The sequence below is a fragment of the Sphingomonas sp. PAMC 26617 genome, from assembly GCF_000242835.1.
Taxonomy (GTDB): Bacteria; Pseudomonadota; Alphaproteobacteria; order Sphingomonadales; family Sphingomonadaceae; genus Sphingomonas.
Genome location: NZ_JH594425.1, coordinates 489,994 through 502,499, shown reverse-complemented (window position 1 = coordinate 502,499; position 12,506 = coordinate 489,994). Strand labels below are relative to the sequence as shown.

Below are 12,506 nucleotides of genomic sequence, written 5' to 3'. Positions count from 1 at the left end.
CTTGTTAGCCTTCTGCGACTTGGCAGTTCTAACGTTCTAACTGTTTGCGACGTTCTTCATTGAACAGCTGCGGCTCGATAGTTTCACCCCCCCAAGCGGACCGTTTTGCGGCTGGCGATCAGCCGCGGGACTCTTCCGGTCTGGTGACCTGTGACGTCCATTCCTCGATGCCAAGCTGTCGAGGAAGTGTCTGAAGCGCCGTGTTGAGCGCGGTGTTTCGCGACGAGAGACAGCCCCTGTTGTGCTTGAGCGTGGTGACCGTGCCGTCAGATCTGGTCCAGGTGAGGACGTAGCTCGAACCGTCCGAGATCTTTTGTTCGCAGATCGTGTTGATCGTCGCCCCGGTGCCGGGGCGATGTTGTGCCAGCGCGGTTTCGATCGCACGGTAGGCGTCCGGACCGCCTTTACGGACTTTCTTACCCAAGACCGCCGTATGCCGCTCGCCGACGAACCTCACGGAGCCGTTGCCGTCGACCTCCACCTTATAAACGGGGCAAAAACCGAAGCACGGTCCGACGGACCATGCGATCGTCTCCTTGCTGTCCTTAGTCGAGTGTCCGAGGACGGGCAGCGCCGTGGTTTTCGCGCATCCTCCCAGCGCCGAAAGCCACAAAACAGCGCAGGCGAGCTTTATTATCGATTTCATTGCGCCTGCCTTCTTAGTTCAAGTGGCAGCTCGCGAATTGGGCAGTAGCGATAGGTCGTGGCATTGCGTCCACGCCCTAGCGAGAACGTCAGTGCGTCCTGGACGGCGACCGTCTGCTTTTCGACGACGCGCGGCGCGGGACCTGCGCCCGCATCGATGCATGACTGACTCACGTCATAGGTGCTTCCCCGCCGCGATAGTATCCGAGCGATGCATGATCGAGTGTGGGCGGTGCTGATGCCCTTCCCGTCATACTGTCGGATTGAGACGTTCGCCGGCTCACGGCAAGATGCCCCCTTTTCGACGTAAATCCCCGGCTCCAGAAAGTAGACGCCGCCAGGTTTGCGCGAGGTATCCACGCTGGCGACGGCGGCGCTAGCGACCAATCCAGCTGAAGCGAGGGCAAGCGTTACCCGTGAGGCCTTATTAGTTTTCATGCTTTTTCCTCACAAATGCTGGTCGTCCTCTGGTTAAGAGGGGGAACCTGAACGGCGGGCTAAGCAACCATTTCCACGGTTTTCAAGAAAGCCGGCGTGCCGTCGGGCAGGGGACCGCCAGTGGCACCACTCTCGCTTGGAAATGAATGAGTGTCTGAATGTGGTAAGCGGGGAAGGGCACGTGAATGTCCGGGTATGGGTCATCGATGCTAAAGCTAGCCGACCGCCGACCAGATCTGAGGCGACTTCAACTGATTGCGTCTGTCTGTTTGCGCATTGGTTGCGGCTTCAATCGCGAGATCGACCGCCACACCCATTCCATGGGGCCGAAGCGATAACGGTCGAGCCACGGTTTGGACCAGCAGAGCATCATCGCCCAGGCGACCGGAACCAACAGGTATAGCTGCGCGCGAGACCAATAACCGAACTGCCCCAGCCCCCAGCCCGAGAAGATGAAGGTCATCATCAGCGTCGTGCCGAGATAGTTGGTGAAGGCCGCCCGGCCGACCGCGGCGATCCTCGTGGTCACCCACGTGCCAGGTCGCATGAGCAGCATCAGCAGCGCCGTATAACCGATCACCATCATCGATCGCGGCACCTCGGCGGCAAGGATAGAATCGAAGAACACCCAAGGCCCGAAGAAGCCTTGCGCGACGGTATTGTATGCCAGTGCGACATAGATGGGCAGGCTTACGGCAAGGGAAACGGCCGCCCATCGGCGGTATCGCGAACGGGTCCACCGCCCGGTTAGGAAGCCGGAGCGATAGCCTGCCATGCCGAGCAGCATCGCAGAAAGCGTCTGCATACCCAACTGCATGATGCCGTTGAGGGGGCTAACCTCGTGCTTCCAGCGATAGACGTTGGACTCGATGAAGCCGCCCCGCCTCGCCGCCAGCTCCGCGGTCACCTCCGCCGGGGGCGGTACGCCGAACGCAGAGGCGAAGCCGTTCCATGTCTCGATCTTTGCAGGCGTGTCGCGCGCCGCGCTCTCGAAGTACGACTGCGACGCCATGATCTCCGCGGCCACCTGCAAAGCGAGAAGAACGCCCGCGCAAGTGAGCAACCAGCGTACGGGCAGGCGGACGAAGAGGAAGGCGACCGATCCTACGATCGCATAATGGTTGAGGATGTCGCCCGACCAGAACAGATATAAATGGATTGCACCGATGACAAACAAGGTCGCCATGCGGCGATAGTGCACGCCCGCAGCGTTCTTACCCTCGCGGTTCGCCCGCTCGATCACGAGCAGCATCGAGGCGCCAAACAGCACTGAGAACAGCCCTCGCATTTTGCCTTCGATGAGCACGTAAGTCGCAAACCAGATCCACAGGTTCGCGCCCGTGGACCCGCCCCACGCGAGCGGCGAGAAATAAGCTGAGGGCAGCGCAAAGCCAGGCAGGTTTGCGACCAGGATCCCCATGACGGCCACGCCGCGTAGGAAATCCATGCTTGCGATCCGATCAGCCGGTGCGCTCGTCGCCATCGTGCCTCCCCCGAAAACTAGAAGATCGTGGCAGATATCTGCAGAAGGGCAAGGAGATCCGGTTCAGCGGAGCGTCAGTTGCCAGCGGAAGACTGAAGAAGCAGCAACCGTGAAACGAACGTCCGAAGTTGGTGGGCCTCAACGAGGCCCGGAACGGCGGCTCATGGGTCAATCGGATGGTGAGAGTCAGCTACCGACGCGGCTTCATGCCGGCTGAAGGTCCTGACGGAGATTAAGCTTTTAGCATCGACCGCGAGGAACGAGCACGCTGATCGGCAAGATTTGCGACAATTGAATGATTGACACGACCGACCCGGCGATGCGGAAGCAGTTGCAGATTGCTGCGGAAGCCCGACATGCCCGAGTACGAAACGAGTACCACGCCCGACGCGACACGCCCGGATGCGACGCACCAACTGGGGACGCGCGGTCAGACGATCAGTTGGATCGCCGGGCTTGGCGGCCTTCTGTTGCTCATTCTTTTGGCGGTGTGGCTGTCGCAGTCAGGTTCGGCCGCCGGAGGTGCCGGTGGGGGTCGGCGCGGCGGCGGCGGCGGCCGGGGAGGCGCAGGCGCAGGCGGGGGCCAGCCGACGACGGTGGCAACGGTCAAGGCCAGCGCCGCCGATCTGCCGGTGGTGGTCGAGGCGCTCGGCACGGTCACCCCCGCCGCGACGGTGACGATCCGCCCGCAGGTCTCGGGCACGATCACCAAATTGCTCTATACCGAGGGGCAGCTCGTCAAGAAGGGCGAGGTGCTCGCGATCATCGATCCGCGGCCGTACCAGGCGGCGCTGCTGCAAGCGAAGGGCGCGCTGATCCGCGACCAGGCGCAGCTCGCCAATGCGCGCGTTCAGCTCAGCCGCTACACTACGCTGCTCGGCCAGGATTCGATCGCGCGGCAGGACGTCGATACGCAGGCGGCGACCGCCAAGCAGCTCGAGGGCACGATCGCGATCGACCAGGGCGCGGTGCAGCAGGCGCAGATCAACTTCGGCTTCACGCGCGTGCTCTCCCCGGTGTCGGGCCGCGTCGGCCTGCGCGTCGTCGATATCGGCAATTACATCGGCGCGGGAGACGCCAACGGCATCGCGGTGGTGACGACGCTCCAGCCGATCGACGTCGCGTTCGCGGTGCCGCAGGACCAGGCGCCGGTGATCGCCCAACGGATCGCGCAAGGCGCCCAGATCCCCGCGGTCGCGCTCGACCGGACGCGCACGCAGACGCTCGACCAGGGGCGCTTCTCGACGCTCGACAATCAGGTCGACACCTCGACGGGGACGATCAAGGGCAAGGCGCGTTTCGCCAATCCCGCCAACCAGCTCTACCCGAACCAGTTCGTCAACGTCCGGCTGACGGTCAACACCGCACGCCAGGCGATCACCATTCCGCCCGCCGCGGTCCGTTCGGGGCAGGACAGCGCGTTCGTCTGGCTGCTGAAAGGCGACCGCACCGTTACGCAGCGCAAGGTCACCACCGGGGTGACCAGCGCCGACAAGGCGCAGATCCTCACCGGTCTGAAACTGGGTGACACCGTCGTCACCGATGGCGGCGACCGGTTGAGCGAGGGCGCCAAGGTCGCGCTACCGGGCGACAAGCCCGCCGCGCGCGGTGCTGGCGGTGGGCGACGCAGGCGCGGCGGGCAGGGCGGCTGAGCGCCAGTGTGATGAGCCCGTCTCGCATCTTCATCCTCCGTCCCGTCGCGACCGCGCTGCTGATGATCGGCATCGTGCTGGCGGGTTTCGTCGGCTTCCGCATGCTGTCGCTCTCGGCCTTGCCCGAGGTCGATTATCCGACGATCGAGGTGACGACGCTCTATCCCGGCGGCAGCCCCGAGGTGATGAGCCAGTCCGTGACCGCGCCGCTCGAGCGCCAGTTCGGCGAGATGCCGGGCCTGTCGCGCATGGCCTCGACCAGCACCGCGGGCGCCTCGGTCATCACGCTGCAGTTCGGGCTTTCGGAGGGCCTCGACGTCGCCGAGCAGGAAGTCCAGGCGGCGATCAACGCGTCGTCGGCCTTGCTCCCGGCCGATCTTCCTGCGCCGCCGGTCTATGCCAAGGTCAATCCGGCCGACGCGCCGATCCTGACAATCGCGATCAGCTCGGACACGATGCCGCTGACGCAGGTCCAGTCGATCGTCGACACGCGCCTCGCGCAGAAGATCAGCCAGATCAGCGGCGTGGGGCTCGTCTCGCTCGCCGGCGGGCAGAAGCCGGCGATGCGGATCCGCGCCGATACGCAGGCGCTGGCGAGCTACGGCCTGTCGCTGTCGCAGCTGCGCACCGCGATCGACAATGCCAATGCCAACAGCGCCAAGGGCAGTTTCGACGGCCCCAACCGCTCGTACCAGATCAACGCCAACGACCAGCTCGAGACGGTCGCGGATTACCAGAACCTGATCGTCAGCTACTCGGCCAACGCTCCCGTCCGGCTGTCGAGCGTCGCGCAGGTCACTGAGGGCGCCGAGAATGCGCGGCTGGGCGCGCTCGCCAACACGACGCCGGCGATCATCCTCAACGTCCAGCGCCAGCCCGGCGCGAACGTCATCCAGACCACCGATGCGATCAAGGCGCAGCTCCCCGTGCTGCTCAAGAGCCTGCCTGCAGGCCTCAAGGCGACGACGCTCGCCGACCGCACGACGGGCATCCGCGCCTCGGTCAGCGATGTCGAGTTCGAGCTGGTGCTCGCGGTCGTGCTCGTCGTGCTGGTGATCTTCTTCTTCCTGCACTCGGCGCGCGCGACGCTCGTTGCCGGGCTCGCGGTGCCGATCTCGCTGATCGGCACATGCGGGGTGATGTATCTGCTCCACTACAGCCTCGATAACCTCTCGCTGATGGCGCTGACGATCGCGACGGGCTTCGTCGTGGACGACGCGATCGTCATGATCGAGAATATCCAGCGCCATATCGAGGAAGGCATGGAGCCGTTCGAGGCGGCGTTGCAGGGCGCGTCCGAGATCGGCTTCACGATCATCTCGCTAACCGTCTCGCTGATCGCGGTGCTGATCCCGCTGCTGTTCATGGGCGACATCGTCGGGCGGCTGTTCCGCGAATTCGCGGTAACGCTGGCGATCACGATCCTGATCTCGGCGGTGGTGTCCCTGACGCTGACGCCGATGCTGTCGGCGCGCTGGCTGAAGCGCCCCGCCGACGAGAAGAAGAGCCGGATCGCCGAGCGTTCGGCCGCCGCCTTCGGCTGGGTCGAGCATCATTACGAACGGGGGCTCGGCTATGTGCTCGACCGCCGCTTCGCCACGCTGATGGTCGCAATCGCGACCTTCGCGCTGACCGTGTTGCTCTATTTCGTCATCCCCAAGGGGCTGTTCCCCACGCAGGATACCGGCCAGCTCCAGGCGCGGCTGATCGCCTCGACCAGCGTGTCCTACGACAAGATGGCCTCGCTCCAGCACAGGCGGCGAATGCGATCCTGCAGAACCAATCGGTCGCCTCGCTATCGTCGTTCGTCGGGGTCGACGGATCGGACAATGCCACGCTCAATTCTGGCAGCATGTTCATCAACCTTAACGAAAGCCACGGCGCGCAGGCCGATGTGATGCAGCGGCTGACCGACGCGGTCGACCGGATCCCGGGCGTCACGCTCTATCTCCAGCCGACGCAGGACCTGACGATCGACGCCGAGAGCGGGCCGACGCAGTTCCGCTTCTCGGTCGAGGGATCGAACACCGCCGACGTCAATGCCGAGGCCAAGCGCATCACCGCCGCGCTGCAATCGGTGTCGAAGGTACGCAACGTCACCACCGACGCGGGCGCGCAGGGGCAGGCCGCCTATATCAATATCGATCGCGATTCGGCGGCGCGGCTCAACATCACCGCGTCGAGCGTCGACGATGCGCTCTATTCGGCGTTCGGCCAGCGGATCGTCTCTACGATCTTCACCGAGACGACGCAATATCGCGTGATCCTCGAGGCGGCGCCGGGCCTGCTGACCGACCCCGCCTCGCTCGGGCTGCTCCACGTCCAGGCGTCGGGCGGCGCGACGCCGCTCAGCGCGATCGCGACGATCAAGGCGGGGACCTCGCCGCTGCAGGTCAATCACGTCGCGCAATTCCCGGCGGCGACGATCGGCTTCGATACCGCGCCGGGCGTCTCGCTCGGCAGCGCGGTCGATGCGGTGCAGGCGAAGCTCACCGACCTCAAGCTCAAGACCGGCGTGTCGACCAGCTTCCTCGGCGCGGCGGGGGCCTTCTCTTCGTCGCTGTCGAACCAATTGTACCTGATCCTCGCGGCGATCGTGTGCGTCTATATCGTGCTCGGCGTGCTGTATGAGAGCTTCATCCATCCGTTGACGATCCTGTCGACGCTGCCCTCGGCGGCGGTCGGCGCGCTGTTCGCGCTTTGGATCACCGGGCATGATCTCGACGTCATCGGGATCATCGGCATCGTGCTGCTGATCGGCATCGTGAAGAAGAACGCGATCATGATGATCGACTTCGCGATCGCCGCCGAGCGCGACGAGGGGCTCACGCCGTTCGACGCGATCCGCCAGGCGGCGATCCTGCGCTTCCGCCCGATCCTGATGACGACGCTCGCCGCCTTGTTCTCCGCGGTGCCGCTGATGCTCGGCACCGGCGAGGGCGCCGAGCTGCGTCGACCGCTCGGCATCGCGATCTTCGGCGGGTTGCTCGTTAGCCAGTTGCTGACGGTGTTCACCACGCCGGTGATCTACCTCTATTTCGATCGCGCGCAGCAGGCCTTCGCCAAGCGCGGTTGGGGCGCCCACAAATCCCCCGATGTCGGCCCCGAAGCCGAAGCGCACCCGTCGCGGTGATCGCGTGAACCTCTCCGCGCCCTTCATCCGGCGGCCGATCGCGACGATCCTGCTGACGATCGGGCTCGCGCTCGCCGGGATCGCGGCGTTCTTCTCGCTGCCGGTGGCGCCGCTGCCGCAGGTCGATTTCCCGGTGATCAGCGTCTCGGCGAGCCTTGCCGGCGCGAGCCCCGACGTGATGGCGCAGAGCATCGCGACGCCGCTCGAACGGCGGCTGTCGACGATCGCCGGGGTCAACGAGATGACCTCGCAGAGCTCGCTCGGCTCAACGCGGATCTCGCTGCAGTTCGACCTGTCGAAGAACATCGACACCGCCGCGCGCGAAGTCCAGGCGGCGATCAGCGCGTCGCGCGTCGATCTACCCGCGACGCTCCGGCAGAACCCGACGTACCGCAAGGTCAACCCGGCGAGCCAGCCGGTGGTGACGCTCGCGCTCACCTCCGACACGCGCACCGCCGGGCAGATCTACGATGCTGTCTCGAACATCATCCAGCAGCGCATGGCGCAGATCCCGGGCGTCGGCGATGTCGAGCTGGGCGGCGGGTCGCTGCCGGCGGTGCGCGTCGCGGTCAATCCGCTCGAGCTCAACTCCTACGGCATCTCGATGGAGGATGTCCGCGCCGCGATCGAGGCGTCGAACGCCAACCGGCCCAAGGGGCTGATCTCCGGCAAGGATGGTCGCTCGTGGCAGATCTACACCAATGCCGCCGGCAAGACCGCCGCCGACTATCGCCCGCTGGTCGTCGCATGGCGCGGCAGCTCGGCGGTGCGGCTGGGCGACATCGCGACGGTCTGCGACAGTGTCGCCGATACGCGCACGCTCGGCCTCTACAACGGCAAGCGCGCGATCATCGTCAATATCACCCAGCAGCCCGGCGCGAACCTCATCCAGATGGTGGACAAGATCAACGCCGAGCTGCCCGCCCTGCGCGCGCAATTGCCGCCCGACATCAAGCTCGACGTGGCGATGGACCGCACCAATTCGATCCGCGCCTCGCTGCGTGAGATCGAGATCACCGTGCTGATCGCGCTGGTGCTAGTGATCGTCGTCGTGTTCGCTTTCCTGCGCGACGTCCGCTCGACGATGATCCCGGCGGTGGCGACGGTCGTCTCGCTGCTCGGCACCTTCGGCGTGATGTATTTCCTCGGCTTCTCGCTTAACAACCTCTCGCTTATGGCGATCACGGTGGCGACCGGCTTCGTCGTCGACGATGCGATCGTCGTGCTCGAGAATACCACGCGGCATCTCGAGGAGGGGATGGGGCGCATCGACGCCGCCTTGCGTGGCGCGGCCGAGGTCGGCTTCACCGTGCTGTCGATCAGCGTCAGCCTCGTCGCGGTGTTCATCCCCTTGCTGTTCATGGGTGGCCTGGTCGGGCGGCTGTTCCGCGAATTCGCGGTGACGCTGTCGGCGGCGGTGCTGATCAGCCTCGTGCTGTCGCTCACCACCACGCCGATGCTGTGCGCCTGGTTCCTCAAGCCTCGGCCGCGCGACGGCGATACCGTCAAGCAGCCGGGCCGCATCGCGCGCGGGCTCGAGCGCGGCTATCGGCGCGTCGAGCGCGTCTACGAAAAGGCGCTCGACTGGGCGCTGGCGATGAAACCGCTGGTGCTCGTGCTGTTCGTCGGCGTGCTCGCGCTGACCGCCTATCTCTATGTCGTCGTGCCCAAGGGCTTCTTCCCGCAGCAGCAGTCGCCGCTGCTGATGGCGGGTGTGCGCGCCGACCAGAGCGTGTCGTTCCAGGACATGCAGGTGAAGCTCAACCAGGTCGTCGGCATCATCCACAAGGATCGTGCGGTGCAATCGGTGATCGGCTTCACCGGGGGAAACCGTGCGGGCAGTGCGTTCATGATGGTGGCTTTGAAGCCCGTCGGCCAGCGCCACGGCGTCGCCGAGCCCGAGATCATCGCGCGGCTGCAGCGCAAGCTCCAGCCGATCGCCGGTATCCGGCTATTCCTGGCACCTGTGCAGGATCTGCGGATCGGTGCGCGGCAAGGCAATTCGACCTATCAATATACGCTGGTGGCGGACAGCACCGCTGCGCTGAAGGCGTGGTCTAAAAAGCTCAACGACGCGCTTCAGGCGAACAAGAAGCTCAAGAACGTCGACAGCGACTATAGCGAGAATGGCGTCGAGAGCTTCCTGACGGTCGATCGTGACAGCGCCGCGCGGCTCGGGATCAGTTCGCGCGATGTCGACAATGCGCTGTACGACGCCTTCGGGCAACGCAGCGTCGCTAACATCTATGAGGATGTGAACCAGTACAGCGTCATCCTCGGCTGGCCGCAGGAGATGACCACCGGCCCGCAGGCACTGACCGACGTCCGCGTCCCCGCCAACGCCGATGCGGTAATCGCCACCGGGCCGAACGCGACCGCGCCCAACGGCACCACGACGGCGACGATCGCGACGACGAGCGCGACCGGCGTGGCCGCAACGGGCACGGGGACGGCGGGCAAGACCGCCGCGAGCGCGACCGCCGCGGTCGCGACCAACCCCGCGCTGCGCAGCCCGTCGACCGGCGCGGCGCTCAGCAACACGCCGCGCACGATGGTGCCGCTCGACGCGATCTCTTCGATCGGCCAGGCGGCGACCGCGGCGAGCGTCAATCATGACGGCACCGAAGTCTCGACCACCATCTCGTTCGATCTCGCGCCCGGCGTCGCTCTGTCCGATGCGCAGGCGGCGATCAGCGATGCCGAGGCGCAGATCGGCATGCCGACCACGGTGCACGGCAAATTCTCGGGCTCGGCGGCGACCTTCCAGGATACGCAAAGCGGCCAGCTGGTGCTGATCCTCGCCGCGCTGGTGACGATCTACATCGTGCTCGGCATCCTCTACGAGAGCCTGATCCATCCGCTGACCGTGCTCTCGACGCTGCCCGCGGCGGGGGTGGGGGCGGTGCTCGCGCTGATGCTGTTCAAGCTCGATTTCTCGATCATCGCGCTGATTGGCGTCTTCCTGCTGCTCGGCATCGTCAAGAAGAACGCGATCCTGATCATCGACTTCGCGATCCACGCCCAGCGCACGCGCGGGATCAGCGCCGAGGCGGCGGCGCGCGAGGCTAGCCTGCTGCGCTTCCGGCCGATCCTGATGACGACGATCGCCGCCGCGCTTGGCGCGCTGCCACTTGCGATCGGCTTCGGCGAGGGGGCGGAACTGCGCCAGCCGCTCGGCATCGTCATCATCGGCGGGCTGATCGCGAGCCAGGTGCTGACGCTGATCACGACGCCGGTCATCTACGTCTGCCTCGACGGCCTGGCCAATCGCCGCCGCCGGAGCGCCCCCCGTACCGCCAATCCCGGCACCCTTCGCGAGCTTCCCGCATGAAACCGATCCGCTCCTGGTCCGCCCTGCTCGCCAGCGTCGCGCTTGCCGGCTGTTCGCTCGCGCCGCCCTATGCGCGCCCGACCAGCCCCGACGCGGTGCAGTGGAAGGCGGTCGACGGCTGGCAGCCCGCCGCCCCCGCCGACGGCGCGCCGCGCGGCGACTGGTGGCGCTATTTCGGCGATCCGGCGCTCGACGCGCTGGTTGCGCGCGCCAATGCGCATAACCAGACGCTCGTCCAGGCCGAGGCGACCTATCGCCAGTCGCAGGCGCTCACCCGCGAGGCGCGCGCGAGCCTGTTCCCGACGGTGTCGGCCAACGGATCGGTGACGCACTCTGCGTCGGGCGGTTCGCGCACGATCGTCACCAACGGCGTAACATCGGCCGCGGGGTCGCGCGCCTCGACCAGCTACAATGCCGGCCTCTCGGCAAGCTGGACGCCCGACCTGTTCGGCCAGATCCGCAACACCGTCGCCACCCAGCGCTTCACCGAACAGTCGCGCGGGGCCGATCTCGTCTCGGCGCAGCTCGCGATCGATGGTGAACTGGTGGCCAACTATCTCGGGCTGCGCGCGTCGGATGCGCAGATCGTCAGCCTCGCAGCGACGGTCGCGGCGTATCAGCGTTCGCTGACGATCGCGACGAACCGCTACAATGCCGGCATCGTCGCGCATAGCGACGTGTTCCAGGGCCAGTCGCAGCTCGCCTCGGCGCAATCCGATCTCGAGGGCGAAAGGCGCACCCGCGCGCAGCTCGAGGATGCGATCGCGACGCTGATCGGCGAGAATGCCGCGACGTTCACGCTGCCGACGATCGCCGACTGGAAGCCGGTGATCCCGAGCGTGCCGGTCGCAGTTCCGTCGACTTTACTCGAGCGCCGCCCCGATATCGCCTCGGCCGAACGCCTCGTCGCTGCCGCCAATGCGCAGATCGGGGTCGATCGTGCCGCCTTCTTCCCCGCGCTCAGCCTGAGCGGGAGCGGGGGCTTCAACAGCAACACTCTGTCCAGCCTGTTCAGCTCGGCCTCCTCGCTCTGGTCGGTCGGCGCGTCGCTTGCGCAGACGATCTTCGATGCGGGCGCACGCCGTGCACGCGTTGCGGCCGATCGCGCGGCCTATGACGCCGCGGTCGCCAATTATCGCCAGGTGACGCTCACCGCGTTTCAGGCGGTGCAGGACAATCTCGCCGCCACCGCGATCCTCGCGCGGCAGGAGGCTTTGCTCACCACCGCCTCGGTCGCCGCCGACCGCAGCCAGGCCGCCGTGCGCTTCCAGTATCAGTCAGGGATCGTCGTCTATTCCGACGTCGTCACCGCGCAGGCGACAGCGTTTGCCGCGCGGCGCGCGCTGATCCAGATCCGCGCCGATCGGCAGACAACAGCCGCGGCGTTGGTCCAGGCGCTGGGGGGCGGATGGTCGGGGGTATACGGTACGACCTTTGGACAAAGTTATCCTTAGGCGAAGAAAGCGGAGGCAGCGATTTCGTGCTCGAGTCTAGATATGGCAACATGCGGATGCCGGAGCCTGCTGGGAACTGACGCTAAATGAGCGTCACGATCGAAGGTCCCGCGACACAAACCGAACGTCTGCTTATCGGTCTTTATTCGTGAGAAAATCTCGGCCTTAAGCCTTCTCCTGTTGAAAAAGCCTGCCGTCCTGCAAGCTGAACGGGCGTCTGCTATTGGGAAGCAATTGAGCTCTGCGGAACGGCGGCTTTTGGGTCCTCGCTGACGCGGATCGGTCGACGGTCTTCCGCGGCGGTGGTCTCAGCTAGCCTAGTCGCGCCGAACCTGTATGCCAGTAAGTAGGTCGCTGACGGGAGTTGATA

The 12,506-nt window shown here is 65.7% G+C and carries 5 protein-coding genes and 1 pseudogene; 4 read left to right on the top strand and 2 right to left on the bottom strand.

What is annotated here, in order from left to right; translation table 11 throughout:
* Positions 1 to 118: 118 nt before the first annotated feature.
* Together RH91_RS02020 and RH91_RS02015 are read right to left on the bottom strand one after the other, a co-directional pair.
* The gene (locus tag RH91_RS02020; protein ID WP_010160829.1) at positions 119 to 646 is read right to left on the bottom strand and encodes a DUF6438 domain-containing protein; all 528 of its coding nucleotides are present in this window, start codon (positions 644 to 646) and stop codon (positions 119 to 121) included.
* Between the two features lie 684 nt (positions 647 to 1,330).
* Positions 1,331 to 2,566, bottom strand: a complete 1,236-nt coding sequence (locus RH91_RS02015) for a DUF418 domain-containing protein (protein WP_157136829.1) — start codon at positions 2,564 to 2,566, stop codon at positions 1,331 to 1,333.
* 356 nt (positions 2,567 to 2,922) lie between these two features.
* On the opposite strand from RH91_RS02015, the gene RH91_RS02010 reads away from it, so the two are divergent.
* From RH91_RS02010 to RH91_RS01995, 4 genes and pseudogenes are all read left to right on the top strand, one after another.
* Positions 2,923 to 4,218, top strand: a complete 1,296-nt coding sequence (locus tag RH91_RS02010) for an efflux RND transporter periplasmic adaptor subunit (protein ID WP_010160827.1) — start codon at positions 2,923 to 2,925, stop codon at positions 4,216 to 4,218.
* Between the two features lie 11 nt (positions 4,219 to 4,229).
* Positions 4,230 to 7,351: pseudogene (locus tag RH91_RS02005) on the top strand (efflux RND transporter permease subunit).
* Positions 7,314 to 10,682, top strand: a complete 3,369-nt coding sequence (locus tag RH91_RS02000; RefSeq protein WP_010160823.1) for an efflux RND transporter permease subunit — start codon at positions 7,314 to 7,316, stop codon at positions 10,680 to 10,682. Before RH91_RS02005 ends, RH91_RS02000 begins: the two are co-directional and overlap by 38 nt.
* Entirely contained in the window at positions 10,679 to 12,136 is a 1,458-nt protein-coding gene (locus RH91_RS01995; protein WP_010160822.1) for an efflux transporter outer membrane subunit, read from the top strand. The genes RH91_RS02000 and RH91_RS01995 overlap by 4 nt, the downstream gene beginning before the upstream one ends.
* The last annotated feature ends 370 nt before the right edge of the window (positions 12,137 to 12,506 follow it).